The sequence below is a fragment of the Bacillus glycinifermentans genome (genome assembly GCF_001042475.2).
GTDB classification, from domain to species: Bacteria; Bacillota; Bacilli; order Bacillales; family Bacillaceae; genus Bacillus; species Bacillus glycinifermentans.
The window spans coordinates 307,989-333,396 of sequence record NZ_LECW02000004.1 but is presented as its reverse complement, the minus strand read 5'-3'; the positions used below and the strand labels follow the sequence as shown (position 1 = coordinate 333,396).

The window sequence follows — 25,408 nt, the reverse complement described above, 5'->3', positions numbered from 1 at the left end:
TATGATTTGCTTTCCCGTTAAGCTCTAGACAGATATAAGGCTTAAAAGCGTGAAATAGGAACAAATAAAGCGGGACGCTTTTAGAATTCGTCTGTAAGTTTTGGAAGGAGGGATCCATGAATGGCTGATAAACAAGCACACGAGACCGAAACTGAATTCACGTTTGAACAGGTAAGGGACCAATTAACAGAGGCCGGAAAAAAACGCGGTGTGCTCACATATGAAGAAATTGCTGAGCGCATGTCCAGTTTCGATATCGAATCAGACCAAATGGATGAGTATTATGAATTTTTAGGAGAGCAGGGCGTTGAATTAATTAGCGAAAACGAAGAAAATGAGGATCCTAATATTCAACAGCTGGCTAAAGCTGAAGAAGAGTTTGATCTGAATGATTTAAGCGTGCCCCCGGGCGTTAAGATAAACGACCCTGTCCGGATGTACTTGAAAGAGATCGGACGGGTTAATCTCCTGTCTGCAAAAGAAGAAATCGAATATGCCAAAAAGATCGAAGAAGGCGACGAAGAATCCAAGCGGCGCCTTGCCGAAGCGAACTTGCGGCTTGTTGTCAGCATCGCAAAACGGTATGTCGGCCGCGGCATGCTTTTCTTAGACCTGATCCAGGAAGGAAACATGGGTCTGATGAAGGCGGTTGAAAAGTTTGACTACCGCAAAGGATACAAATTCAGCACATACGCTACATGGTGGATCAGACAGGCGATTACAAGAGCAATAGCCGACCAGGCGAGAACGATCAGGATTCCTGTTCATATGGTGGAAACCATCAACAAACTGATCCGTGTTCAAAGGCAGCTCCTTCAGGATCTCGGCCGGGAGCCAACTCCTGAAGAAATTGCAGAAGATATGGATTTGACACCTGAAAAAGTCCGCGAAATTCTTAAGATTGCCCAGGAACCGGTTTCCCTTGAAACTCCGATAGGAGAAGAGGATGATTCACACCTCGGCGATTTCATCGAAGACCAGGAAGCGACTTCTCCGTCAGATCATGCGGCATATGAACTGCTGAAAGAACAGCTTGAAGACGTGCTGGATACGCTGACAGACCGCGAAGAAAACGTATTGCGCCTTCGTTTCGGTCTTGATGACGGACGGACTAGAACGTTAGAAGAAGTTGGTAAGGTATTTGGGGTAACAAGGGAACGAATTCGTCAAATAGAAGCCAAAGCACTTCGTAAATTGAGACATCCAAGCAGAAGCAAACGTCTGAAAGATTTTCTCGAGTAAGATGAACGGGTCCGCCGGATCCGTTCTTTTTTTGTTTTTAAAGTTATGAAAGCGCTATTATTGGTAAACCCGATTATATTTTACTTAATTTTTTTCGATTTTGCAAATCGTCAAAAATTGTTTTTAAGCCATTATAATCTTGAGGTTCTAGGAAAAGCCCTTTATAATTGTTGTTGAAACCGCATTCAAAATTTGATTTTCAACTTATGAAATAAAACATTTAGTCTTCATCGATCATTTGTCTAAAATGTGAACTTCATTGGCTTTTGTTTCAAAACCGGTTTACTTTTTGTAAAATTAAAGTAGAATTAGAATTGTTTACATAGGGGCAGGGGTAAATGAAAAAGGGGGATGTAAAATGAACCGCAATCCATTGATTCCATTTTTAGTGATCGCCATTTTGGGCATAGGTCTTGTTGTGATTTTATCGATAAAGGGTCAATACGATGCAAAAGAGATTGCCGGAAAAGGGAATAAAACCGCTGAAGAAAACAAGGCGGATGCATCGCCGGAAGAGATCTACAAGGCGAACTGCGTGTCGTGCCACGGCGAAAACTATGAAGGCGTATCAGGTCCGAAATTAAAAGGAGTCGGAGACCACCTTGATCAAGGACAAATTAAAGAAAAGATTGAAAAAGGCGGAAACGGAATGCCTGCCGGACTTGTTCCTGCCGAAAAGCTGGATGATATGGCGAAATGGGTTTCCGAGATCAAGTAGCCGTATTCCGATGGCTGCTGAAGCCACAATATGAAATAGATAGTATATGCCAAAATCCTTTCAAAAAAGATTCGCAATAGAAAGCCTGTCAAGGCCTCTGTGCGAATCTTTTTTTGTGGATTCAAAGCATTCGAACAGCTCGATATTACACCGAATCTTTCTCGGAAGTCACGAAATTTCAATTGCTATTAGAACCATTATCTTTTACCCGATTCAGCTTTGGTTCGGGTGAATAAGCAGGTCTATTTTTCTTTTGGATATAAGGGGATATTGCAGAGGGTTATTCTGTATATTCCGCCTTTTTAAGTGTTTTCGAGGTGGAGCATATGAATCATGAGGGCACATTGGATTACATTCACAGCACGGTTAACCAAAATTTAAATGATGTAGAAGACAAATTGAAAAAGTTAAAAGAGGCAGAAAAGAAATTTAGAAAAAACAATATTGCACCTGCATCTGGAAAACCAGAGGGGACAGGCTGAAATCGATGCCAGCTGGCTAAAGCTAGTTGATTCGCAAATTGCTTTTTTAAAGGTGTGCCAGGAATATAAAGGACAAAATAAGCTGTCAGGTTCGGATCATTGAAGGCGACGGAAATCGTTTCGGTGCTCAAACTGGAGATGGATTCAATCATTGCGAGCATCAGCTATATCGTTAACTTGGAAAATTGGACGCTTGACGATTATATTGATAAAATGAAAGCTCAAAAAACCCGGCAGGACACCATCAATGCCGTTTATGAGCTGGATGAATCGTTCAAGACCGAAATACGTCAATTTACAAGCGGCAAAACAGCTGACAAACGCATCCCACTCGCCAAATCGCCAAAAACAGCGGTTACACAAAAAGGAAACAAAATCCTTTCAAGTCCAAACGAACGTCCGAGTCTATGCCCAACAGCCGGCGTCCGCCACCGGCCGCCGCATCGGAACCCCGATCATCCGCGTGGATGTAGAGAAAACGCCGGTGAAAGAGCTTGGGATTGTGAAGATGATCCATATCCATTCCAATTTTCTTAAATATCGGAGGATTTCTTAAGTTTTTATGTATTATATGTTGCGCTGGATTGATATCCCTTCAAAACCATTTAGCAAAGAGATGGCGGTGTTACCGAAGATCTTTGGGAAAGGTTGATCAATAAATGAAGTACGGAAGAAACACTCATTTAGTCGAAGAGGTTATTCATTTTATTGCAAATTTGCACTTTTTTCGTAATGAAAACCTTCTAAATCGTGATGTTGTTATGGTTAATGATTATGAAAGAGCACAAGAATTAGCATGGTCTCAAGATTTGGATGAAGTTGAAAATGTTTGGGAAGATATTAAATCCTCAGAAAGTGGGGAAATAATAGGACAATTATATGAACACGATTTAAACTCTATGGATCATCCTATATGGGAGATTATTCAATCATCTGAGAACTTTCCAGATGATTTTGTATCAGAATATATTGATATTTTTGAAGAAGTAATGGGAGATTTACATAAGTGTGCATTAAATCGTTTGGTAAATGGAGAAGTTGATAATTTTTACGAAAGAATCTTTGAGATTTATAAACTAGGGGGTTGGCCTTGTGGATGGGAAGGCGAATATCCAGAAGGGAGAATGATTGTATATTCACCAGAATAAAAACAAACTATATTTACAGGCTTTTAAAAAGTAAGGACTCATGATGGTTGTACCATTATAGAGTACAGTGCTGCATGCAATGATAGAATAGAAACGAAGTGCGAGCTTAGGCATGATGACATTTTAATTCGTGACGGGCATAAAGACATGAAGTTAGTGCAATACAAATAAATTAGAGGAGCAACAGTTGGCCTTTGGGAAAGGTGGCATAACAAATAATGGGTCAAAGTGTATTTAATATCCCAGTTGAAGAAGTTATTCAATTTTCAAAAGGTTTTCAAGTTGAGCGTTTTGAAACTGTTCTCAATGACGTTGTTCTTATTAAAGATTTTAAAACAGCTGAACATTTAGCTTTTGAAGAAATAGTCGGTGAGGATGAATATAATTGGAGGGATATTAAAGAATTAGAAATGAGTAAAGTTTGGAATGATTATTATTCAATGTCAGAAAGTAAAAAACCTAAAGGATTGGAAGAATTATTAGATATAATTGCTGAAAATGTAAGAAAGAGCTCGTTTGAATATGGCGTGTTTTATCATGATGTTGCCGCTGATCTTCATAATTGTGCTATAAATAGAGCGATAAATGGAAAAACTAATTCCTTTTTTGAAAAAATATTTGAAATATATCAGTTTGGTGCTTTTCCTTGCGGTTGGAGCGGTGATTATCCAGAGGGGAAAATTGTAGCGTATAAATTTGATGAAGTGTCATAAACCGTTTTTGACAAATAAAATATTCGGTCGTTGCAAAAGTTAACCCCCTTTCATTCCCTGCAATAGCCGGTACATTATTTCCCGGTCATTACCGAGAGGGTAGAGAAATTGCACAAGGAGTAAAACACAAACACAGTTTGTCTATAATCCTAACAATAAAATGGTTATGATCTGGATAAACAATAACGAGGGTGAACAGTGAACTTATGGATTGTATCATGATCACGGATCAGCCGTTATTTATACAATATGATTCAAGAGACGAATATATCAATAAGGGGTGAACGATTTACTTAATTCCATTAAATCTTTAGAACCTATAAATATACCAAGCGGCTGGTTCGTTAAATATAATGATTTAACCGTCTCACAAGATAATGTTAAACCAAATACCAAATTGATAGAATTAGAAAAACAAAGATATAACGCTGTGGTAAAAATCATTAAAGGAGAAGATGAATATCTTATACATATTTGCGACGATCATGGGGAACTGATGGACACAATCAATGTTGAAGAACGGCAGCAGCTAGTAAACGAATTGGAACGGATCATTTGGAAAATAGAAGCAGCGGCATTTGAAAGGTACATTTTCATTTTTGAAGGTCCTCCTGACTATTTACGTCTGAGAATCCCTCAAGGATGGACCGTCTCTTATAATAAACTAATTGATATCGATCCCGATCAGTTGGAGGAGGACAGTGATGACTGGTTTAACTTTACGTCATCATTATTACAGTTGGAACATAAAGAAAGCCGCTTGATTTTAGATGTTGGCTGGTATGAAGATATTGAACCTTCAGGCACTTTTTATGTGCTCTTAATTAAGAATCTAGACTGGGAAAACCCGTTAGAAGATATGGACACGAGAAGACCGGAAAAATTAGTGTCCGAAATAGAAGCAATTCTTCAAAACGCAGCTGAACAAAAATATGAGTAACTAAGCTGAAATTTTCCCGCCCAGCGGCTGAACCGAAACACCGGCAAAAGGTCAACCTGAAGACGATGTATGCCGTAGATAAAGCTGTATATGTTCGGCCTTTCAGCCCGTCATTGGCTTGACAAACTGATGATGGGAAGGCAAAAGTGACAGAAGGAAAGAGAAAGTTGTTCAGCAGCTGGAAGTTGGCCGACATGTGATGACTTTTCATGTCCAAAGCGGCGCGTTCAAGGTTCTTTATATTTCGAGGCGCATTTAATCATTCCTAAGTCAAAGTATCCCATATCAAAATTGTCCCAGCGATTACATGCCTGATGTGGTAACAAATGTGAAAGGAAATGAAAAACGTGGAGTTTAAAATATGATCAACCAAGCAAAATTCATGAATCCCCGGGCAATGACCAACATATTTGGGGGTATGCCTCAATTCACCGGTTCAGAATTAATGAATGTGGAACTAAGAAGAGACGGTCCTTGTTTATTGATTAGATTTATGACAAAAGAGAAAGTTGAGAATCAACCAAAACGTTGGGATAAGTGGGATGTAATCTATATTGAAATGTCTTTTATAGGCGTGCGCAATTTAAACATAAAAGATATTGGTACGGACAATATAATCAATCAATTTGAAATAGACGAGGCTGAAGAAGCAAATTCATTTAAGATTAAATGTCTTAATCAAATGCAGATTGAATGTATTTTTGAATGGGCAAGAATTGACAGGATCACTCCCGGATTATTAGATACATAAATATATATGAGGAAGCCTTTGCTTTGTGATGTCCGGACGGATCAACTAGACAGTAATTTTTAAATTATATAAGGGAGTTCGTTTAAAACATGCAAGTAAACCATATTCACGATTTTCATTTGAATCATGAAGATGCTTTTTTAAATTTGCAAATGGAGCTTAAAAGCCAAATTCAGTTAACAAAATCGATAACCGCCGATTCTTTAAAAACCTGCGCAGGTGTCGATTTAGCTTATTGGGAAGAAGATGGCGAATCAGTCGGTGTCTGCAGTATAGTAGTGTTGGATGTTAACGGCAGGAATATCATTGAAAAAGTTCATAGTGTGGGGAAAATCAATGTGCCGTATGTTCCGGGATTTCTTGCGTTCAGGGAGCTGCCTCTTATCATTGAAGCGGCAAAAAAGTTAGCGGCTGAACCTGATGTTTTTTTATTTGACGGGAACGGTTATTTGCATCATAACCATATGGGGATTGCGACACACGCATCGTTTTTTCTGAATAAACCAACTATCGGTATTGCAAAGACTTACTTGAGAATCAAACAAACCGACTTTGAGATGCCTGACGATAGAGTCGGCGCTTATACAGACATCGTGATTGACGGTGAGGTTTACGGGCGGGCTTTACGGACGAGGCAAGGCGTGAAACCCGTTTTTTTATCATGCGGAAACTTCATTGATTTAGAAAGCAGTTATCAAATTGCGATGAGCCTGGTCAATCAAGAAAGCAGACTGCCGATTCCCGTTCGGCTGGCGGATCTTGAGACACACGCTTTAAGAAAATATTATCAGGAAAATAAAAAATTTGCTGAGTAAATTCGCATCAGCTTGGAAACCAACCCGTTTTTTTATATGATAGTAAAGGAAAAATGAATCAGAAAAGTTGTGATGATTGTGAATGAAATGAAGTTATCAAAAAGGCTGCAGACTGTAGCGGAATACATACCAAAAGGGGCAGTGATGGCGGATATAGGGTCTGACCATGCTTATCTTCCCTGCTATTGTGTGCTGAATGATCTTGCTAGCGCTGCGATCGCCGGTGAAATTACGGATGGACCTTTTCTTTCTGCGAAACAGCAGGTTGAGAAATTAAATTTAAGTTCGCTTATTTCAGTGCGGAAAGGGGACGGGCTTGAAGTCATTCAAAAAGGCGAAGTGAATGCGATTGCGGTAGCCGGAATGGGGGGATCGCTCATTGCTCACATCCTGGAGTCGGGAAAGGAAAAGCTGACGGGCAGGGAACGCTTGATTTTACAGCCGAATATTCACGCTTACCATATTAGAGAGTGGCTGCATAAGGAAGGCTATGCGCTTATAAGCGAAGACATCCTTGAAGAAGACGGGAAATACTATGAGATTCTTGCAGCCGAAATCGGCGATAAGGATGCGGCATACGAAGGTATTTCTTTTGAGGCCGGCGTGCTTGTTGGTCCATTTTTAGCTAAAGAAAAAAGCGCCGTTTTTATAAAAAAATGGTCCCAAGAGCTTGAACATCTGAAAAACATTCATCAGCAAATTAAAGGTGCTGCCCCAAGCATGGAAAATCAGCAAAAACTGGATGAGCTGTCAGAGCGGATTGAAATTTTAAAGGAGGTTTTAGAACGTGGGTAAATTGGTGAACGGTCAAGAAATGATTCAACTGTTTGAACAGTTTTCCCCGAAGTCTTTGGCCGTTGAAGGAGATAAAATCGGCCTGCAGATCGGGACGCTTAATAAAAACGTCAAAAACGTCATGGTAACCCTTGACGTACTCGAAGAAACCGTGGATGAAGCGATTGCGAAAAACGTAGATTTGATTATCGCCCATCATCCTCCCGTCTTTCGGCCGCTGAAGAATATCGTGACAGATCAGCCGGGCGGGAGACTGATTGAAAAATGCATAAAACATGATATTGCAGTTTATGCGGCCCATACGAACCTTGACGTGGCTGACGGCGGTGTCAATGATATGCTGGCAGAAGCTCTGGGTCTTGAGGCTACAAAGGTGCTTGTTCCCACATATGAAGAGCCGCTTAAAAAGCTTGCTGTTTATGTGCCGAAAGATTATGAAGAACAAGTCAGGACGGCTCTTGGGAATGCGGGAGCCGGCCATATCGGGGCATACAGCCATTGCGCTTTTTCCTCAGAAGGAGTCGGCAGCTTCCGGCCGCTTGAAGAAGCAAACCCGTTTATCGGCCAATCCGGTAAGCTTGAACGGGTTGAAGAGGTCAGGATTGAGACGGTCTATCCGTCAAGCCTTGAAAAGGCCGTGTTAACGGCGATGAAGAAGGCTCATCCGTATGAAGAAGTCGCCTATGACATTTATCCGGTCGAACAAAACCCGCTCCAAAAAGGGCTCGGGCGGATCGGCACTCTGAAAGAGGAAATGACGCTTGCTGATTTTGCGCGCCATGTAAAGGAAAGGCTTCATGCGAATGGAGCGCGGATGGTCGGAAAACCCGATGCCAAAGTGAAAAAAGTAGCCGTGCTCGGCGGTGACGGAAACAAGTACATTTACGCCGCAAAACGGATGGGTGCCGATGTATACGTAACAGGAGACCTTTATTTCCATACCGCACATGATGCGATGGCGCTCGGCCTGAATGTCGTGGATCCCGGACATTACGCCGAGCACATCATGAAACAAGGCGTCGCCCAAAAGCTTTCGGAAATGTGTGCAGAGAAAAAATACGAGGTCTGCATTTTCCCTTCAGAAACCGATACAAATCCGTTTGTCTTTCTATAAGAAAAACCTGAGGCAGATGGCCTCAGGTTTTTGACTTTACTTTCGGTAATATTTTTTGCAGCGGGACTTCATGACTGGTTTTCCATGTGGACGGATCATTATGATCAAATTGCTCTAAAAAGCGGATGACTTCTTTTGTAATCGGCGTCGGTGTTGACGCTCCCGCCGTCACGGCCACCGTATCCACTCCTTCAAGCCATTCCAGCTTTAATTCGCTTAAGTCTCCGATCCGGTATGCTTTCGTGCCGGCGATTTCCTCAGAGACCTGTGCAAGGCGGTTCGAATTGTTGCTTTTTGGATCGCCGACGACGATGGTCAAATCGGCTTTTTTCGCCTGTTCAGAGACCGCTTCCTGCCGAACCTGGGTCGCCAGGCAAATTTCTTGGTGGAATTCGACATGAGGATATTTCTCTTTCACTTTTTCCATAATGTCGTGGACATCCCATTGTGACATGGTTGTCTGGTTTGTGACGATCAATTTGTCTGCATCAACGGTCAGGCGTTCGACGTCTTCTTCGGTTTCGACAAGGTGAACGATATCGGGTGCAACGCCGACCGCGCCCTCCGGTTCAGGATGGCCCTTTTTGCCAACATAGATGACATGGTAGCCTTTCGCTTTCATTTCCCTGATTAAATCGTGGGTTTTTGTCACATCGGGACAGGTCGCATCAATGGCAACAAGGCCTTTCTCCTCAGCCGCTCTCCGGACTTCGGGCGAAACGCCGTGAGCGGTGAATATAACGGTTCCCTTGTCGACCTTATTTAAAATCTCAAGCCGGTTCGGACCGTCCAAAGTATAGATGCCTTCTTTTTCAAATGCGTCTGTTACGTGTTTATTATGAACAATCATTCCCAAAATATAGATGGGTCTTGGCAGGCTTTTATCAAGAGCCGCGTTTTTGGCGATCACCATGGCGTCAACGACACCGTAGCAGTAGCCGCGCGGAGAAATTTTAATAACGTTCATTCTGTAGTCCTCCTAAAAAGAAGTAAGAGCCGGACATGATAAAAAGCCGTAAAAACGGCTTATATTCTCACAGTCTCTATAGACCTCATTATATCTGATCCTTTAGGAGATATCAAAGAATGTTATATATACAGTTTCGGGATTGACGCTCCTCCGTTTGTTCTTTTTGAGGATGAAGATTCTGGCCGGCTTGATTTTTGAACGCTCCTTTCCGCTTTTGATTTTTCCGGTTTTTTCGATTTTTCCGGTTTGGAGGAGTTCTTGCTTTGTTCAGCGGCTTTACCGGCTTCTCCGCTTTTTTCCGATTCGGATAATTCGGATTCTTGCTCTTCTTCGCTTTCGCTCGTTTCATCGTCGGCAGAGTTCAGCTGTCTGAACATTTTGACCATGCCCGGCAGGTTGCGTACGAGGGGGCCGTATTGCTGAATCATCGGCGTCACTTGCTGAGCCACGCCAAGCACTTTTTGCACATTGCCGAGCATATTTGAGATAGAAGCCGGGTTTGCAAGTCCTTGGAGCCCGCCGAGTCCGCTCCCCGTTCCGCCAAGTCCTGCTCCGGTTCCGCCGAGTCCTGCTCCGCTGCCCCCAGAAGCGGCCGATCCTCCGGGAAGAAACCTGGAAAGAAATCCTTGTATTCCTCCTCCGCCTCCGCGTGCTCCGGCCTGCTGGGCTGTGCCCATCGGATTAAAAAGCTGCTGGAGTCCTTTTTGCTGCCCGGCGGCCGGCCCCATTCTCATGCCCATGTTCCTGGGAGTGAGCAGCCTGCTCGGTCTTTGCAGCCCCGGAGGCCTTCTCATAGGCTGTTGTGGAAACATACTTGTACCTCCTTTCACATCCTTCTCTAAAGTAGGATATGCAGGTCCTTCATAAAGTGCTTTTGCCCCCGTGCCCGATTCCGGCGGTGATGATGGTTTTTTTTCGCAGGATCAGTTATAATTTAATGATGGACATGATACCAGCCTTTTTTTGAGCCGCGCGGCATAAAAAAGGATACATAAGCGCACAATTCAGCCATATAGGATAAAGCTTGGGACGCTATAAATAGGCGCTTTCCAAGAAGGAGTTGGGAAAATGAAGCAAACGAAATTTGACATGTACGATTTAAAGCCGTTTATCATAGAGGCTGTTCACCAATTGGGATTTTACGAGCCGACTGATATTCAAAAAAGGCTGATCCCTTCAGCGCTGAAAGGAGAGAGTGCCATCGGGCAGTCTCAGACGGGGACGGGTAAGACCCATGCATATCTGCTGCCGATCCTAAGCCGAATCGATCCTGACAAAACATTTGTTCAAGCCGTGATTACGGCGCCGACAAGGGAGCTCGCGAACCAGATTCATCAGGAAGTTTTGAAAATCACCAAGTTTTCGGCACCGGATGAAGCGATTCGCTCAAAATGTTTTATCGGCGGTACGGATAAGCAAAAATCGATCGATAAATTAAAAACGCAGCCCCACCTTGTTGTCGGAACGCCAGGCAGAATCGCCGATTTGATCAGGGAACAGGCGCTTGACGTCCATAAAGCGGATGCGCTTGTCATTGATGAGGCCGATTTAATGCTCGATATGGGGTTTTTGGAAGATGTCGATTTTATCGGCTCCAATATGCCTGAGAACCTGCAGATGCTCGTGTTTTCCGCGACGATCCCGGAAAAGCTGAAGCCTTTTTTGAAAAAGTATATGGAAAATCCGAAGTATGCGCACGTCGAACCGCGGCATATCACGGCAGAAAAAATAGAGCACATCCTGATTCCGTCGAGGCACAGGGATAAAAATCAGCTTTTATTAGAGGTTATGACCCATTTAAATCCGTATTTGGCAATCGTTTTTGCCAATACGAAGACGACGGCTGACGAAATCGCCGCGTTTCTTGCCGATAAGGGAATGAAAGTCGGGCTTCTTCACGGCGGTCTGACGCCGAGAGAACGCAAAAAAGTGATGAAGCAGATCGGCGATCTTGAATTCACCTATATCATCGCCACAGACTTGGCCGCAAGAGGCATCGATATAAAAGGCGTCAGCCATGTCATAAACTATGAGCTGCCGGAAGATCTTGATTTTTACGTGCACCGTGTCGGCCGGACGGCGCGCGCCGGTACATCGGGAACGGCTATGACGTTTTATGATACTTCTGACGAAGATGCGCTCGCAAGGCTCGAACAGATGGGGATTGTTTTTGAAAACATGAGGCTTGAAAAAGGCGAGTGGAAAAAGATTGATGACAGAAAACGCCGGCAAAACCGCAAGCGGACTCCGGATGAAACGGATGAAATCGCCAAGCGGCTTATCAGAAAGCCGAAAAAAGTCAAGCCGGGCTACAAGAAAAAAATGAAAACAGAAATCAATAAAATCAAAAGACAGCAAAAGAGAAAGCAATTTAGAAAAGGAAAGTAGGGGAAACAGCTTTGTTGAAAATCGGTTCTCACGTCTCAATGAGCGGAAAGCATATGCTGCTTGCGGCCAGCCAGGAAGCAAGCTCATACGGAGCCAATACGTTTATGATTTACACGGGCGCTCCGCAAAACACACGCAGGAAAAAAATCGAGGATTTGAATATTGAAGCAGGCAGGGCTCACATGGAAGAGCACGGAATCAGCGATATTGTCGTTCATGCGCCGTATATCATCAATATTGCCAACACGACGAATCCGGCGACATTTGAGCTCGGCGTCGATTTTCTCCGTTCTGAAATCGAAAGGACGGCGGCAATCGGAGCCAAGCAGATCGTTCTTCATCCGGGGGCACACGTCGGAGCCGGGGCGGAAACAGGCATAAAAAAAATCATCGAGGGGCTGAACGAAGTCATCGATCCTGAACAGGATGTCCAGATCGCTTTGGAAACGATGGCAGGCAAAGGATCTGAATGCGGCCGGACATTTGAAGAGCTCGCCCAGATCATTGACGGCGTCACCCATAACGAGCATTTATCGGTCTGCTTTGATACGTGCCATACCCATGATGCAGGCTATGATGTCGTCTCTGATTTTGACGGTGTATTAAACGAATTTGACAAAATCGTCGGAATCGACCGTTTAAAAGTGCTCCATATCAACGACAGCAAAAATGTCAAAGGAGCGAGAAAAGACCGCCACGAAAACATCGGCTTTGGGGAAATCGGCTTTGATGCGCTTCAATATATCGTCCACCACGATCAGCTTCAGGATATACCGAAAATCCTTGAGACGCCTTATGTCGGGGAAGATAAGAAGAACAAAAAGCCGCCATACCGCTTTGAAATCGAAATGCTCAGGAACAAACAATTTGATGCTGAACTGTTGGAGAAAATCAAACAGCAATAATTCAAGGGGCTTTTTTCAGCCCCTTGATACATACTGTTCAAACAGCCGGTTGAGCAGCTGAACGGCTTCTTTTGAAGTTACGGCTTCCACCTGGCTGAGCAGTTTGTTCCGTTCTTTTTCATTAAAAATGTTAATGTTTTTTCCGTTTACGAGCTTTTCCACCTCGAGCGCTTGCTTTCTAGTTACATGTATTCCGTATTGTTTTGCGTATTTGAGCACCTCATCGGCAGTCACCTGATTTAAGCGCTGCAATACGATTTTCTGAAATAAAATCACGCCCATTCCTCCCCTCTGAAATAATGTATGGCGGAAAATTAAAAATGTGTCATTTTTTTATTTCACGCTGTTAAATGATATGATAGTAAAAGAAGTAGATATGGCCAGTTCAGATAAAAAGGAGAGACAGCATGGCAACAAAAAAACAACATAAAAGGGAATCATTGGTCCGTCTGTCGTTTCGGGTCATCATGATTCTCATCGGTGCTGCCTGTGCAGCCTTAAGCATTGAATTATTTTTAGTACCAAACAACATCATCGACGGAGGCATCATCGGAATTTCGCTTATTTTGGATCACATTTTCAAGGACAACCCTTATTTGAACTTCGCGCTGTTCGTCGTGGTTCTTAACATTCCGTTTATGATATCCGGCTACAAGCACATCGGAAAAACGTTTCTCATCTCCACCATCATTGGGATTGTCAGCTTATCAGTAATTGAAACCATGTTGCATCATGTAGAAGGGGTTACGACTCAGCCCATTTTGGCAGCCGTTTTCGGAGGGCTTTTGCTCGGATTCGGCGTAGGGCTTGTTATTCGTAACGGCGGTTCTATGGATGGAACGGAAATACTGGGGATATTGTTCACAAAAAAACTCCCGTTTTCAGTAGGCGAATTCGTCATGTTCGTCAACGTTTTTATTTTTGCGTGGGCTGCTTTCATATTCGGCCTTGAGCAGGCGATGTATTCGGTCATGACGTACTACATCGCGATGAAGACGATCGATGCCGTCATTCAGGGGCTTGACGAAACGAAAGCGGTCATCATTGTGTCAGATCAGTACGAGGAGATTTCCGACGCACTTTTGCACCGTCTCGGCCGGGGAACGACAAAGCTGAAAGGAAAAGGCGGCTATTCGGATGAAGATACGGAAGTGATCTACGCCGTGGTGACAAGACTTGAAGTCACAAAGCTGAAGTCAATCGTATTTGAAATCGACAAAAACGCGTTTATTACGATTATGGATACGCACGAAACAAGAGGCGGAAAGTTTAAAAACGCCATTCATTAGGCTTTCATTTACTTTTTTAAGGATTATATGTATAATTTAAAAATGAACTGGTCAAACGATGAAGATGGTTTGCTGCATTTGGCTGCCATTTTCTTTTTGTTTGCTAAATCGTAATGATTCTGGAAAATTTGAAGGTGAGCGAAAATTGAAACAACCGATTATCGAGATGAAACATGTATCATATTCTTATGATCATCGAAATGTGATAGAAGATATCAATTTAACCATTGAGGAAGGGACGTTTCTCGGCTTGGTCGGTCCGAACGGCTCGGGAAAAACGACATTGCTCAAATGCATTCTCGGGCTCATTAAACCGCAAAAAGGGGAACTGAAACTGTTCGGCGTCCCCCAGAAAAAGTTTAAGGACTGGAATCAGATCGGATTTGTCTCACAAAAGGCAAACAGCTTTAACACCGGCTTTCCCGCTTCAGTGTACGAAGTGGTGGCAAGCGGTTTAACCGCCAAGCTCGGCCTGTTTAAACGAATGTCAAAAGAGGATAGAAAAAAAGTGGATGAGGCGATTGACGCTGTTGGAATCGGTTCCCTTAAAGGCAAGAACATCGGCGAGCTATCAGGGGGACAGCAGCAGAGAACGTTTATCGCAAGAGCCCTTGTAAGCGAGCCTAAGCTTTTGATTCTTGATGAGCCGACGGTCGGGGTTGATCAGCAGACGGTTGACAGCTTTTATCGCCTGCTTGAGAAGCTGAACAGGGAAAAAGGAATTACATTGATTCTCGTCACTCATGATGTAGGCACGGTTTCCGATAAAGTTACACATGTTGCCTGCATGAATAAACATCTTCATTTTCATGGCAATGCAGACGAATTTGAACAGGTGACAGATCGGGATCTTTCGCAATTTTACGGGCACGATGTCCAGGCCCTCAGCCACGATCACCATCACCACGGAGGACAAGAAACATGCTGACACCTTTTTTTCATTATGAGTTTTTGCAAAACGCATTTATTTCCGGTTTATTAATCGGCCTTATCGCTCCTTTGCTCGGGGTGTTTATCGTCGTCAGACGGCTGTCGTTGATTGCTGATGCCCTCAGCCACGTTTCGTTGGCAGGGATTGCGGCAAGCCTTTATTTAGGAAGCCGGTTTACGATGCTCGCCGGTATCAGTCCGATCTATTTCGGAATGCTGTTCTCGGTAACAGGCTCTTTAATCATCGAGAAACTCAGGACGGTATATAAACATTACCAGGAGCTTGCGATTCCGATTATCATGTCGGGAGGCATCGGTATTTCCGTTATTTTTATTTCGCTTGCAGACGGATTTAACACAGACTTGTTCAGCTATTTATTCGGCAGCGTCAGCGCGGTGTCAAGAGAGGATCTGCTTGTGATCATCGGAATTTCTGCCGCCGTTTTGATCGTCATTTTTTCCCTTTTTAAAGAGCTGTTTTTGCTTTCGTTTGATGAAGAGCATGCCAAAGCGTCGGGAATTTCAGCCAAATGGATTCATTTTATCTTTATCCTGATCGTCGCGCTCGTGATTGCGGCTTCGATGAGAATCGTCGGCACATTGCTCGTTTCCGCGCTGATGACGCTTCCCGTCGCGGCCAGCATGCGCATTGCAAAAGGGTTTAAACAGGCGATTTTCTTTTCTGTTTTGTTCGGGGAACTGTCCGTCATTCTCGGACTTATCCTTGCTTATCAATTGGATCTCGCCCCGGGGGGAACGATCGTGCTGCTGTCCATTCTCATACTGATATTGTGTATCAGCTACAACAAAATCAAAAGGGGGATTCGCCGTGAACGTACAGGAAGCGCTTGATCTATTGAAGGAAAAAGGCTATAAATACACAAGCAAAAGGGAGGATATGCTTCAGCTTTTTAGTGATTCTGATAAATATTTAACGGCGAAAAACGTACTTTCAGCTTTAAACGATGATTATCCGGGCTTGAGCTTTGATACGATTTACAGAAACCTGTCTCTATTTGAGGAGTTCGGCATTTTGGAAACGACCGAGCTTTCAGGGGAGAAAATGTTCCGTTTTAAATGCTCTTCCGCTCATCACCACCATCATTTCATTTGCATGGCCTGCGGAAAAACAAAGGAAATCGAATTGTGTCCGATGGAAAAGCTTACAGACGATCTTGACGGTTATCAGATCAGCGGGCATAAGTTTGAAATTTACGGCACCTGTCCCGGCTGTGAGGAAAAAAGCGCGGAAGTATAAGCAAAACCGGCATACACGATATGCCGGTTTTTTATGATGAACATCTTACATGCCTTTGGCCGTTTCGAGGGCTTTCCGGTTGTTCTTCAGCCAGTCCGCCGCTTCCAGCCAGCTGTTGACTCTGACAATGTTGGAGTCGGTCGGGAGCTGATTGTACGGGGTGTTGAACAAAAGGACCGGTATATTGGCTTCTTTTGCAATCATAGTCGCATTCCCGTGATGGTCTTCAAAGAAAACATCCACTCCGTGTTTCAAAACGGCTTCGAGCTTATCATGGCCGCCGACGAGCTCAATATCGTCGTAATGAACGCCGTTCTTGCGAAACCAATCGAATGTAATATCCTTCAAATGGTGTCTTCTTGCCGTTATATAGATCAGCCTGCAGTGATCTTTTAATTCATCGAGGGTCTGTTTGGCGTACTCTGCAAGCAATGCTTCTCTATAGATGCGCGGCTCGTTTTCGTTCATCCATTCCCAAAATTCCTCAGCAGATATATTTAAAAGTTTTGTCAAGTCATATTCCTTTATATCTTCCAGCGTAATGGACAGGCTGAATGCCTCGTTTAAATAGGGAACAAATGTGTCTTGAGCCGTGATCGTACCGTCAATATCGATTCCTAAATGTAACATGTCCACACTCCTTATTCTCCATTCCTTCAGTGTATCATAAACTTTTAACATTTACAGTAAAGTTTAGCAAACATGAATCAGTCTAAAATGCTTAAACTATAAATGCTCCTTTATGGACTCTAAGAGGGGGGATAACGAATGGAAAGAGGACAAAATGTCAATGATCATAACCGTGATCGTTATGACAGTAACTTAGTCGATGCAAATTTGGATCGTGATGACTTTTTAGAAGAAACGGCAGCAGAAGTTGCCCCGCAGCCGTATCGCACAGAAAAACGCGATAATGGCGCAAGGGATCGAGATGCAGATGCCGCCGGCGGAAGGATTACCGGATATATCGCGTTAGCTCTGTCGATTATTTCTTTGTTTATGCTTCCTGTTCTGTTGGGAATCGCAGGAATCATTGTCGGCTATATCGCCAGAAGACAAGGAGCAGCTGGCTTGGGAGCTTGGGCGATGGGAATCGGTGCCGTTTCGCTAGTGCTTGGCATATTTGTAGCCCCGTTTTTCTAATGGAAAAGCTTGACGGACATCCGTCAAGCTTTTTTAGTGGTCATGTGTTTAATTTTTCTTTTTCGGCGGCTTGTTTGGCATAATGTTCTTCCGCCAGTTTGTCGATTTCTTTTTTCAGTTCCTCGACCATCGTTTCTTCCGGAACTTTGCGGACGATTTCGCCTTTCATGAAAAGCAGGCCTTCGCCGCGGGCGCCTGCAATGCCGATATCCGCCTCCCGGGCTTCACCGGGACCGTTTACAGCGCAGCCCAGAACGGCAACTTTAATCGGAGCCTTGATTTTGGCGATGTAGTCTTCGACTTCGTTTGCGATCGAGATCAAGTCGATTTCGATCCGTCCGCATGTCGGGCAGGAAATCAGTGTGGCCGCATTTGCCGCGAGTCCAAATGATTTCAGCAGTTCCCTTGCGACTTTCACTTCTTCAACCGGATCAGCGCTCAAGGACACGCGGAGGGTGTTTCCGATTCCTTTTGAAAGGATCGCGCCAAGACCCGCTGCGCTTTTCACCGTGCCGGCAAACAATGTTCCGGATTCGGTGATTCCGAGATGAAGCGGATAGTCAAAGGCTTTTGCCGCTTTTTCATAGGCTTCAATGGCAAGGTTGACATCCGATGCCTTCATGCTGACGATGATATCGTGGAAATCGAGGTCCTCAAGAATCTTGATATGATGGAGGGCGCTTTCGACCATGCCGTCAGCTGTCGGATAACCGTATTTCTCAAGGATCCGTTTTTCAAGTGAACCTGCGTTGACGCCGATGCGGATCGGAATCCCTTTTTCCTTGGCGGCGTTGACGACGGCTTCGACTTTTTCGCGGCGTCCGATATTTCCGGGATTGATGCGGATTTTATCCGCCCCGCCTTCAATGGCTTTCAAAGCCAGTTTATAGTTAAAATGAATATCCACGACAAGCGGGATGGATATCCTTTTTTTGATCTCAGGAATGGCGTCGGCAGCCCGTTCATCCGGACAGGCAACGCGGACGATTTGACAGCCGGCTTCTTCAAGCCGTTTGATTTCGGCAACCGTTGCTTCGACATCGTGTGTTTTTGTCGTTGTCATGCTTTGAATCACGACTTCGTTGTTACCGCCTATTGTTAAAGGCCCTACTTTGACAGGGCGCGTTTTTGTACGATGTGTGATTTCACTCACTTTGATTCGCTCCTTAAGTATAATTCTAGAGGCGCTGCTCTTTCTTATACCATATCGTTTACAAATCCTATTGTAACAGCACGTTCATGAAACTGACAAGAAATTAACGCTTAATCCTCCCGGTAGACCGGGAACTTGTACGTAACCCCGGCCTGAATGCTTCCCGCTTTTACATTCGGATTCAGCGCTTCGAAGTCTTCTGCCATCTGATCGGCGGGAACGCCGGTTTGTCCGATGATTGAAAAGACGGTATCACCGGGTTTCACGGTGACCGTTTTGTATTCGATACCGTCTGATGCAGCGTGTGCCGCTGTAGAAACAGGCATTGCATTCTGTGGAATCGTGCCCGATTTCAAGTCATAATAAACGATGAACAAGCTCAGTAAAATAGAAAGAAGTACGATGAGACGCTTCATTGGACTTGTCCCCATTTCAATCATTTTTTACTATGTTACGCTTGTTCGATGTTCGGCATGACTACAAATTATTTCACTTTCAGTTTTGCTTAGCCGGCGTTTCTTTCACGGCAAGGAAAAGCATCACAAAATTGACAAACCAGTACAGCAATTGCTGGCTCGGCACGACGGCCTGAAGGCTGTCCATAATGATGAAGAATACAGTGGCCAGCGTGATGGAATATGCCGACATCACCCAAAGCTGTTTATAGGAAAGCTTTTTCCTCAGACTGTTGCGGATGAACAGGCCGATAACGGCAAGGACGCTGACGTTAATAAATTTACCTGCAGCCGTCGACAGAAACAAAAGCACGCACAATACGGGGACGATCACGGTTTTATTTTGTTCAACGAGAGTCATGATGTCCTGTTTTGTCATTTCTTCGGGGAGCATCTTGTAAGGCATCTCCTGGGCTTGTCCGTCTATTGCGATGACAAACTTGTCTTTAAGGATGCCGACCGAATTGCGCTTCTCTTGTATCTGTTTTGATCCATAGGCGCCTGTCGGATCAAGGACAATGACAAATCCGAATGACTGTGATTCGATCGGTTTTTTTGCATCTGTATGTAATGATCCGTCTTTAATCGAGAAAGCGGGGAATTCTTTTACCGCAGACTGAAAGCTGTTCATCGTTTGCACGACTCCGCTCGAGATATGGTAAAGGTTTGGAAGAGCGGCGAGAATGCTGAGCAAAAAGACGAAAAAAATAGTTTTTCCTACTCCTTGAAATCGCGTTTTGGCAATTGCCGGAGGGGAATATGTGCTTTTAAAAAATAGCTGAAAGATATTCATTCGGTTTTCACTTCCCATTTCTATAGTGTATCTGCATTATTGTATCGTCAGGAAAGAGTGAATACAAGGAACTTACGCTAAGGTATAATAAAAAGCATGACAAGGATTGGGGGGAAACGATTGGACATTTTATACTGGATCATTGTGGCGGCAATGTTTGTGATCGCTTTTGCCGGTTTGGTCTTTCCGATCATTCCGAGCGTCGTGTTTATAATCGCCGGTTTTGTTCTGTATGGATTCTTTTTTACGTTCGCACATTATTCATATATGTTTTGGATTGTTGAAGGAATATTTACAGCAGCTTTGTTTGCGGCTGATTACGTCGCAAACCTTCTTGGGGTCAAGCGCTTCGGCGGAAGCAGGGCGGCGGTGTGGGGAAGCACGGCCGGCCTGTTGATCGGCCCCTTCGTGATACCGGTGGCGGGCATTATCCTCGGGCCGTTTATCGGGGCGCTCTTAGGAGAGATGCTCGTCCACAAAAAGGACATCAAGACCGCTCTCAAAATAGGAGCCGGTTCGCTGATCGGCTTTTTAACGGGCGCTTTGGCGAAAAGCGTGATTCAGTTGATTATGATTGGGTATTTTTTATATACCGTTTTGCATTGAAAAAAATGTCTGGAAGATGTTTAAAATGAAGAGGGATCGGTTAAAGTTTAGTATGTCCGCCCGAAATGCAAATTGTGATCGTTTTGTGAGCATTACCATTGAAACACGCCTTTTCTTTTGATACATTGAAAGAGGAAAGGCTTGCTAATGGCGGCATTTCAGTACATACAATTTTAAGGAGGAATCGATAATGGCTTACAAACTTCCAGAATTACCTTATGCTTACGATGCGTTAGAACCGCACATCGACAAAGAAACGATGAACATTCACCATACGAAGCACCATAACACATACGTTACAAAATTAAACGAAGCGGTGGCCGGCAAACAAGATCTTGAAAGCAAATCTGTTGAAGAGCTTGTTTCAAACCTTGATGCTGTTCCTGAAGACATCCGCACTGCGGTCCGCAACAACGGCGGCGGACATGCCAACCATTCGCTTTTCTGGAAGCTGCTTTCTCCAAACGGCGGAGGCGCTCCTACAGGAGAATTGGCTGAAGCGATCGACAAAAAATTCGGCAGCTTTGACCAATTCAAAGAACAATTCGCAAATGCGGCAGCAGGACGCTTTGGTTCCGGCTGGGCATGGCTTGTTGTCAACAATGGCGAACTTGAAATCACAAGCACGCCAAACCAGGATTCCCCGCTTTCAGAAGGCAAAACGCCAATTTTGGGACTTGACGTTTGGGAGCACGCTTACTACCTGAACTACCAAAACCGCCGTCCTGATTACATCAAAGCATTCTGGAGCGTTGTGAATTGGGATGAAGTGGCACGCCTTTACAGTGAAGCAAAATAATCTAAAACAATGATGAAAGGCCCGCTAAAAAGCGGGCTTTTTAGTATGGCGGTGAAGTCAACTATCGAGGATAAAATCGATAGTTGCAAAAAACTCAAATTAAAGCACTCCTCAGCTTGGTTTGAAAACGCTTGAAGTCTAGGAAGGGCGAGCATCGGAGCGGAGCGTATTAAAATACGTGAGCACCGAAGCGGAGCCGTGACGACGAATGCAAGCGTTTGTCAACAAGCTGAGAGGCCCGCTAAAAAGCGGGCTTTTTTATTTTGCCTTTCCAAGTACATAACTGACTTTTGATGTGACAGACTAAGGAGTATCAGAAAAGGGGAGTCAGTTATGAGCAAACTCAAAAACATAATAGGCGATGTTGAAGTAAACAGAGACTTGCTGCTTTTGCTTACTGTCGGCGGCCTTTATTCGCTGAGCATTGCCCTTTCAAATACGTTCGTGAATGTGTACCTGTGGAAGCAGTCCGGAAAGTTTCTTGATTTGGCGATTTACAATTTGTCGATCGTCGTTATGCAGCCGTTGACATTTATGCTCGCGGGACGGTTGGCGAAAACGATCGACAGGGTGTTTATTTTGCGGTTCGGCGTAACGTTTTTGGCCGTTTTTTATTTAACGGTTCTTCTGGCGGGGGAAAATGCAGCGTCACGATTGGTGCTTCTCGGCGGTGTCCTTGGCATCGGCTATGGGTTTTATTGGCTCGCTTTTAATGTGCTGACGTTTGAAATCACAGAACCGGAAACGAGGGATTTTTTTAACGGATTTCTTGGCGTATTGTCGTCGGGCGCAGGAATGATCGGGCCGATTGTCGCAGGTTATGTGATTTCACGGCTTGCCGATAACACCGGCTATACCTTGATCTTCAGCTTGTCACTCGCTTTATTTACGATTGCCGTCATCACGAGCTTTTTCCTCAAACGGAGGGAATCGCGCGGACGGTATATTTTAAAAAAGATCTGGGCGGAACGAAATGAAGATGCAAGCTGGCGCAATATCACCAATGCACATTTTTTCCAGGGGCTGAGAGAAGGAATCTTTGTTTTTTTGATCAATGTCTTCGTGTTCATCACGACAAAAAGCGAGCTTGCTTTGGGAAAATTCGGACTGGTCAATTCAGCTGTTTCTTTTTTTGCATACTTCTTTGCCACACGGCTGATTAAAAAAAGGGCGCGCAAAAAAGCGATTCTTTTAGGGGGCCTCATCTTATTCGGATCATTGTTCCTGATTTTATTCAACATGACCTATGTGACCCTGCTCCTTTACGCGGTGGCGATTGCGATCGGTTACCCGATCCTCCTTGTTCCGTACTCATCGCTGACATATGACGTGATCGGAAAGGCGAGATACGCGAGAAAGGCGCGGATTGAATATATCGTCGTGCGGGAGGTTTTTCTCAACATGGGTCGTGTCGTGTCTATCTTGGTTTTCTTATTGCTCGTGCTTTTATTAAAAGACGATCTGGGCATTACGGTTTCATTGGTTCTGCTTGGCGCAGGCCATACGCTGATCTACTATTTCGTTAAAGATATCCGCCTGACGGAGCCCGCTCAGGAAACGGTCGGAGAGGACGCACACAAGCAGAGAGCAGAGCCTAATTTTTTGGAAGGAAAAAGATAAGGGAAAATAGTAGAAAAATGTCGCAGAACGCTTTACAATGTAAAATGGCACCTTTAATTAAGGTGTCTTTTCTTTCTTGAAAAAGGTGATGTTGAATGAGGAAAAACAAGTTGAAAACCGAAAAGCGGAAATCGCTGCCCATCAGGCTGAATATACTGTTTCTGCTCGCTTTTATCATTTTTACGGTTGTCATCGTCCGCCTTGGCATGGTGCAGATCGTGTACGGAGAAGACTATACAAACGCAGTGCAGAAGCAGGAGGAAACAGACGTCTCCTCGACTGTTCCGCGGGGAAAAATATATGACAGGAACTTGAATACGATCGTTACAAATAAGCCGCTTAATGCGATTACATACACAAGGACAGCCTCAACCTCACAAAAAGAACGGCTGTCTGTCGCAAAAAAGCTGGCGGACATGATTGACGTCGATACCGACAAGGTAACAGAGCGGGACAAAAAGGACTACTGGATCCTGACGAGATCGAAGGAAGCGGAAAAGCTGATTACCGCTGCAGACCGCAAAAAAGTGAAGGACGGAAAATTGAAGGAAGACGATTTATACCAGCTTCAGCTTGAGAGGATCTCAAAAAGCATGCTCAACGAATTGACCGAAAAGGACATGAAAATCCTTGCGATCAAACGCCAGATGGACTCAGGCTATGCATTGACGCCGCAATATATTAAAAACAAAGGTGTTACGGCAAAAGAGATGGCCTATGTCAGCGAGCATCTTGACGAGCTTCCGGGAGTGGACGTAACATCGGATTGGGAGCGCGACTATCCGTTCAATGGTCTCCTCAGGACGATGATCGGCAGCATTTCAAGCTCGAATGAAGGGCTTCCGAAAAACATGCTGGATCATTATTTGTCCCTCGGCTACAACCGGAACGACCGGGTCGGAAAAAGCTACCTTGAAGCCCAGTATGAGGACGTGTTGCAGGGGCAAAAAGAAAAGGTAAAAAGCATAAGCGGCAAATCCGGAAATGTCATTGACACACAAGTCGTTTCAAAAGGAAAAAGCGGCAAAGACTTAGTGCTGACAGTCGATGTCCAGATGCAAAAAGCAATCGAGAAAATTATCGAAGACGAGCTGAAAAATGCAAAACTTACAAAAAGCGCTCCCCTTCTTGACCGCGCGTTTGTCGTCATGATGGATCCTAGAAACGGGGAAGTGTTGTCGATTGCCGGGAAACAGATCAAGACGAAGAACGGCAAACTGAAATTTGATGACTATGCTCTCGGCACGATGACATCGTCATATGCCATGGGATCGGCCGTTAAAGGCGCGACCGTTTTAACGGGGCTGGAGACAGGCGCGATCAATTTAAATACGACGTTTAAAGATGAACCGCTGTGGATCGGATCAGGACCTGGCGTTAAACCGAAAAAATCGTGGACAAACGGCTTGGGAACATTGGGTATCGAGGGAGCGCTTGAACAATCGTCAAACGTCTTTATGTTTAAAACGGCCATCGCGCTCGGCAAAGGGCAATATAAGCCGCATCAGCCGCTAGACATAAACACGAAAGCGTTCGATACATTCAGATACTATTTCAGTCAATTCGGCCTCGGCGTGCAAACGGGAATCGATCTTCCGAATGAAATGACGGGGTATAAAGGCTCGCAAAAACTGCCTGGTTTCCTGCTTGACTTCGCCATCGGCCAGTACGATACGTATACACCGCTGCAATTGGCGCAGTATGTTTCAACGATCGCAAACGGCGGATACCGCATGAAGCCGCAGATCGTCAAGGAAATCAGAGAGCCTGATTCGAAAAAAGGCATCGGTGCCGTCACACAGGCCGTTCAGCCGGAAGTGCTGAACAAAATCGACATGAGCGAAACGTATCTCAAAGAAGTGCAAGAAGGATTCAGGCGTGTGATGACTAAAGGTACCGCAGCTGGGCAGTTTGCATCGGCAAAATACAAACCTGCCGGTAAAACAGGAACGGCTGAGTCGTACTATGATGGACCGGACAAATCGAAAACGGGAACGAAAACATACAATACAACGCTTGTCGCCTACGCACCGTACGATAATCCGGAAGTCGCAATTTCCGTCGTGGTTCCTTGGCCTTATAACGACTATAGTAGGCGTTATTCCATCACAAACGAAATCGGCAGAAAAGTGCTTGATAAGTATTTCGAACTGAAATCGAAACAGGCAAAAGACAATACTGCAGAAAAAAATATGAACAAGATTGAAAAAGAAGCTAACGAATAAGCGCTTCTTTCTGGAACGCCCGCATCCAAGCGGGCGTTTTTTTACCTCAAGGTTCCCCTTCAACCCCTGTTTTATACAAAATTCAAGCTTCTTTTACAAAACCTTAATAATTCATTTAAACAAGATTAACACTGAAAAGTTACGCTATACACGTAG

Annotated in this window: 29 protein-coding genes; 22 read left to right on the top strand and 7 right to left on the bottom strand. The window is 44.4% G+C overall.

Features of this window, described 5'->3' with window-relative positions; translation table 11 throughout:
- The first annotated feature begins 120 nt into the window (after positions 1–120).
- From rpoD to AB447_RS04540, 11 genes are all read left to right on the top strand, one after another.
- Positions 121–1,242, top strand: a complete 1,122-nt coding sequence (gene rpoD, locus AB447_RS04585; protein ID WP_006637592.1) for an RNA polymerase sigma factor RpoD — start codon at positions 121–123, stop codon at positions 1,240–1,242.
- Positions 1,243–1,600: 358 nt separating this feature from the next.
- Positions 1,601–1,960: a cytochrome c550 gene (cccA, locus tag AB447_RS04580; RefSeq protein WP_048355490.1), complete on the top strand. Its 360-nt coding sequence runs from the start codon at positions 1,601–1,603 to the stop codon at positions 1,958–1,960.
- 326 nt (positions 1,961–2,286) lie between these two features.
- Positions 2,287–2,442 carry a hypothetical protein gene (locus AB447_RS25680; RefSeq protein WP_156183620.1) on the top strand — a complete coding sequence of 52 codons (156 nt, stop codon included), beginning with the start codon at positions 2,287–2,289 and terminating at the stop codon, positions 2,440–2,442.
- A 99-nt stretch (positions 2,443–2,541) separates the two neighbouring features.
- A complete protein-coding gene (locus AB447_RS24990; RefSeq protein WP_232517695.1) occupies positions 2,542–2,979 on the top strand; it encodes a T7SS effector LXG polymorphic toxin in 438 nt (145 codons plus the stop codon).
- A 122-nt stretch (positions 2,980–3,101) separates the two neighbouring features.
- On the top strand, positions 3,102–3,590 hold the full coding sequence (locus tag AB447_RS04570) for a hypothetical protein (RefSeq protein WP_048355492.1): 489 nt from the start codon (positions 3,102–3,104) through the stop codon (positions 3,588–3,590).
- Between the two features lie 218 nt (positions 3,591–3,808).
- On the top strand, positions 3,809–4,303 hold the full coding sequence (locus AB447_RS04565; RefSeq protein WP_048355493.1) for a hypothetical protein: 495 nt from the start codon (positions 3,809–3,811) through the stop codon (positions 4,301–4,303).
- A gap of 280 nt (positions 4,304–4,583) precedes the next feature.
- Positions 4,584–5,243 (top strand): hypothetical protein, encoded by a 660-nt coding sequence (locus AB447_RS04560; protein WP_048355494.1) that lies wholly within the window; start codon positions 4,584–4,586, stop codon positions 5,241–5,243.
- Between the two features lie 361 nt (positions 5,244–5,604).
- The gene (locus AB447_RS04555) at positions 5,605–5,994 is read left to right on the top strand and encodes an immunity 50 family protein (RefSeq protein ID WP_048355495.1); all 390 of its coding nucleotides are present in this window, start codon (positions 5,605–5,607) and stop codon (positions 5,992–5,994) included.
- 89 nt (positions 5,995–6,083) lie between these two features.
- On the top strand, positions 6,084–6,809 hold the full coding sequence (locus AB447_RS04550) for an endonuclease V (RefSeq protein WP_048355496.1): 726 nt from the start codon (positions 6,084–6,086) through the stop codon (positions 6,807–6,809).
- A gap of 78 nt (positions 6,810–6,887) precedes the next feature.
- The gene (locus AB447_RS04545; protein WP_231592338.1) at positions 6,888–7,604 is read left to right on the top strand and encodes a tRNA (adenine(22)-N(1))-methyltransferase; all 717 of its coding nucleotides are present in this window, start codon (positions 6,888–6,890) and stop codon (positions 7,602–7,604) included.
- Complete coding sequence (locus AB447_RS04540; RefSeq protein ID WP_057957450.1) at positions 7,597–8,718, top strand: Nif3-like dinuclear metal center hexameric protein; 1,122 nt, start codon at positions 7,597–7,599, stop codon at positions 8,716–8,718. The genes AB447_RS04545 and AB447_RS04540 overlap by 8 nt, the downstream gene beginning before the upstream one ends.
- A gap of 22 nt (positions 8,719–8,740) precedes the next feature.
- On the opposite strand, the gene AB447_RS04535 is transcribed toward AB447_RS04540, so the two are convergent.
- Both AB447_RS04535 and vrrA read right to left on the bottom strand, forming a co-directional pair.
- A complete protein-coding gene (locus AB447_RS04535) occupies positions 8,741–9,685 on the bottom strand; it encodes a 4-hydroxy-3-methylbut-2-enyl diphosphate reductase (protein WP_048356154.1) in 945 nt (314 codons plus the stop codon).
- A gap of 122 nt (positions 9,686–9,807) precedes the next feature.
- A complete protein-coding gene (vrrA, locus tag AB447_RS04530) occupies positions 9,808–10,500 on the bottom strand; it encodes a VrrA/YqfQ family protein (protein WP_048356153.1) in 693 nt (230 codons plus the stop codon).
- A 256-nt stretch (positions 10,501–10,756) separates the two neighbouring features.
- Here vrrA and AB447_RS04525 point away from each other — a divergent pair, with 256 nt between their 5' ends.
- Together AB447_RS04525 and AB447_RS04520 are read left to right on the top strand one after the other, a co-directional pair.
- On the top strand, positions 10,757–12,076 hold the full coding sequence (locus AB447_RS04525; protein WP_057957449.1) for a DEAD/DEAH box helicase: 1,320 nt from the start codon (positions 10,757–10,759) through the stop codon (positions 12,074–12,076).
- A gap of 11 nt (positions 12,077–12,087) precedes the next feature.
- Positions 12,088–12,981: a deoxyribonuclease IV gene (locus AB447_RS04520; protein ID WP_048356152.1), complete on the top strand. Its 894-nt coding sequence runs from the start codon at positions 12,088–12,090 to the stop codon at positions 12,979–12,981.
- Between the two features lie 15 nt (positions 12,982–12,996).
- Here the strand turns inward: AB447_RS04520 and AB447_RS04515 are convergent, their stop codons facing one another.
- Entirely contained in the window at positions 12,997–13,257 is a 261-nt protein-coding gene (locus AB447_RS04515) for a DUF2624 domain-containing protein (RefSeq protein ID WP_048356155.1), read from the bottom strand.
- 131 nt (positions 13,258–13,388) lie between these two features.
- Here AB447_RS04515 and AB447_RS04510 point away from each other — a divergent pair, with 131 nt between their 5' ends.
- From AB447_RS04510 to zur, 4 genes are all read left to right on the top strand, one after another.
- Complete coding sequence (locus AB447_RS04510) at positions 13,389–14,270, top strand: YitT family protein (protein ID WP_048356151.1); 882 nt, start codon at positions 13,389–13,391, stop codon at positions 14,268–14,270.
- A gap of 145 nt (positions 14,271–14,415) precedes the next feature.
- Positions 14,416–15,198 carry a metal ABC transporter ATP-binding protein gene (locus AB447_RS04505; protein ID WP_048356150.1) on the top strand — a complete coding sequence of 261 codons (783 nt, stop codon included), beginning with the start codon at positions 14,416–14,418 and terminating at the stop codon, positions 15,196–15,198.
- Positions 15,192–16,052 (top strand): metal ABC transporter permease, encoded by an 861-nt coding sequence (locus tag AB447_RS04500; RefSeq protein WP_057957448.1) that lies wholly within the window; start codon positions 15,192–15,194, stop codon positions 16,050–16,052. Before AB447_RS04505 ends, AB447_RS04500 begins: the two co-directional genes overlap by 7 nt.
- Positions 16,030–16,458: a zinc uptake transcriptional repressor Zur gene (gene zur / locus AB447_RS04495; protein ID WP_048356149.1), complete on the top strand. Its 429-nt coding sequence runs from the start codon at positions 16,030–16,032 to the stop codon at positions 16,456–16,458. Before AB447_RS04500 ends, zur begins: the two co-directional genes overlap by 23 nt.
- A 45-nt stretch (positions 16,459–16,503) precedes the next feature.
- Here zur and AB447_RS04490 read toward each other — a convergent pair whose 3' ends face one another.
- Positions 16,504–17,088 (bottom strand): 5' nucleotidase, NT5C type, encoded by a 585-nt coding sequence (locus tag AB447_RS04490; RefSeq protein WP_048356148.1) that lies wholly within the window; start codon positions 17,086–17,088, stop codon positions 16,504–16,506.
- A 138-nt stretch (positions 17,089–17,226) separates the two neighbouring features.
- Here AB447_RS04490 and AB447_RS04485 point away from each other — a divergent pair, with 138 nt between their 5' ends.
- The gene (locus tag AB447_RS04485; RefSeq protein WP_048356147.1) at positions 17,227–17,601 is read left to right on the top strand and encodes an MFS transporter; all 375 of its coding nucleotides are present in this window, start codon (positions 17,227–17,229) and stop codon (positions 17,599–17,601) included.
- A 40-nt stretch (positions 17,602–17,641) separates the two neighbouring features.
- Here AB447_RS04485 and ispG read toward each other — a convergent pair whose 3' ends face one another.
- The 3 genes from ispG to AB447_RS04470 form a co-directional block, all read right to left on the bottom strand.
- Positions 17,642–18,760, bottom strand: a complete 1,119-nt coding sequence (gene ispG, locus AB447_RS04480; RefSeq protein WP_096891858.1) for a flavodoxin-dependent (E)-4-hydroxy-3-methylbut-2-enyl-diphosphate synthase — start codon at positions 18,758–18,760, stop codon at positions 17,642–17,644.
- Positions 18,761–18,864: 104 nt separating this feature from the next.
- Positions 18,865–19,170: a LysM peptidoglycan-binding domain-containing protein gene (locus AB447_RS04475; RefSeq protein WP_048356145.1), complete on the bottom strand. Its 306-nt coding sequence runs from the start codon at positions 19,168–19,170 to the stop codon at positions 18,865–18,867.
- A 79-nt stretch (positions 19,171–19,249) separates the two neighbouring features.
- Complete coding sequence (locus AB447_RS04470) at positions 19,250–20,002, bottom strand: DUF1189 domain-containing protein (protein WP_048356144.1); 753 nt, start codon at positions 20,000–20,002, stop codon at positions 19,250–19,252.
- A gap of 120 nt (positions 20,003–20,122) precedes the next feature.
- Between AB447_RS04470 and AB447_RS04465 the strand changes: the two genes are divergently transcribed.
- From AB447_RS04465 to AB447_RS04450, 4 genes are all read left to right on the top strand, one after another.
- Positions 20,123–20,608 carry a DUF456 domain-containing protein gene (locus tag AB447_RS04465; protein WP_048356143.1) on the top strand — a complete coding sequence of 162 codons (486 nt, stop codon included), beginning with the start codon at positions 20,123–20,125 and terminating at the stop codon, positions 20,606–20,608.
- A gap of 190 nt (positions 20,609–20,798) precedes the next feature.
- A complete protein-coding gene (gene sodA, locus AB447_RS04460; RefSeq protein ID WP_048407223.1) occupies positions 20,799–21,407 on the top strand; it encodes a superoxide dismutase SodA in 609 nt (202 codons plus the stop codon).
- A 333-nt stretch (positions 21,408–21,740) separates the two neighbouring features.
- Positions 21,741–23,027, top strand: coding sequence for an MFS transporter (locus AB447_RS04455; RefSeq protein WP_048353158.1), 1,287 nt, complete (start codon positions 21,741–21,743; stop codon positions 23,025–23,027).
- 95 nt (positions 23,028–23,122) lie between these two features.
- Positions 23,123–25,252: a peptidoglycan D,D-transpeptidase FtsI family protein gene (locus tag AB447_RS04450; protein ID WP_057957447.1), complete on the top strand. Its 2,130-nt coding sequence runs from the start codon at positions 23,123–23,125 to the stop codon at positions 25,250–25,252.
- Positions 25,253–25,408 lie beyond the last annotated feature (156 nt).

Bases quoted from the DNA above. Each gene is read 5' to 3' on its own strand.
- AB447_RS04500 (WP_057957448.1), top strand. From the start codon at position 15,192: ATGCTGACACCTTTTTTTCATTATGAGTTTTTGCAAAACGCATTTATT.
- AB447_RS04510 (WP_048356151.1), top strand. From the start codon at position 13,389: ATGGCAACAAAAAAACAACATAAAAGGGAATCATTGGTCCGTCTGTCG.
- vrrA (WP_048356153.1), bottom strand. From the start codon at position 10,500: ATGTTTCCACAACAGCCTATGAGAAGGCCTCCGGGGCTGCAAAGACCG.
- AB447_RS04570 (WP_048355492.1), top strand. From the start codon at position 3,102: ATGAAGTACGGAAGAAACACTCATTTAGTCGAAGAGGTTATTCATTTT.
- AB447_RS04470 (WP_048356144.1), bottom strand. From the start codon at position 20,002: ATGAATATCTTTCAGCTATTTTTTAAAAGCACATATTCCCCTCCGGCA.
- AB447_RS04565 (WP_048355493.1), top strand. From the start codon at position 3,809: ATGGGTCAAAGTGTATTTAATATCCCAGTTGAAGAAGTTATTCAATTT.
- AB447_RS04525 (WP_057957449.1), top strand. From the start codon at position 10,757: ATGAAGCAAACGAAATTTGACATGTACGATTTAAAGCCGTTTATCATA.
- cccA (WP_048355490.1), top strand. From the start codon at position 1,601: ATGAACCGCAATCCATTGATTCCATTTTTAGTGATCGCCATTTTGGGC.
- AB447_RS04490 (WP_048356148.1), bottom strand. From the start codon at position 17,088: ATGTTACATTTAGGAATCGATATTGACGGTACGATCACGGCTCAAGAC.
- AB447_RS04550 (WP_048355496.1), top strand. From the start codon at position 6,084: ATGCAAGTAAACCATATTCACGATTTTCATTTGAATCATGAAGATGCT.
- rpoD (WP_006637592.1), top strand. From the start codon at position 121: ATGGCTGATAAACAAGCACACGAGACCGAAACTGAATTCACGTTTGAA.
- AB447_RS04450 (WP_057957447.1), top strand. From the start codon at position 23,123: ATGAGGAAAAACAAGTTGAAAACCGAAAAGCGGAAATCGCTGCCCATC.
- AB447_RS04485 (WP_048356147.1), top strand. From the start codon at position 17,227: ATGGAAAGAGGACAAAATGTCAATGATCATAACCGTGATCGTTATGAC.
- AB447_RS04455 (WP_048353158.1), top strand. From the start codon at position 21,741: ATGAGCAAACTCAAAAACATAATAGGCGATGTTGAAGTAAACAGAGAC.
- AB447_RS04535 (WP_048356154.1), bottom strand. From the start codon at position 9,685: ATGAACGTTATTAAAATTTCTCCGCGCGGCTACTGCTACGGTGTCGTT.
- sodA (WP_048407223.1), top strand. From the start codon at position 20,799: ATGGCTTACAAACTTCCAGAATTACCTTATGCTTACGATGCGTTAGAA.
- AB447_RS04555 (WP_048355495.1), top strand. From the start codon at position 5,605: ATGATCAACCAAGCAAAATTCATGAATCCCCGGGCAATGACCAACATA.
- AB447_RS25680 (WP_156183620.1), top strand. From the start codon at position 2,287: ATGAATCATGAGGGCACATTGGATTACATTCACAGCACGGTTAACCAA.
- AB447_RS04475 (WP_048356145.1), bottom strand. From the start codon at position 19,170: ATGAAGCGTCTCATCGTACTTCTTTCTATTTTACTGAGCTTGTTCATC.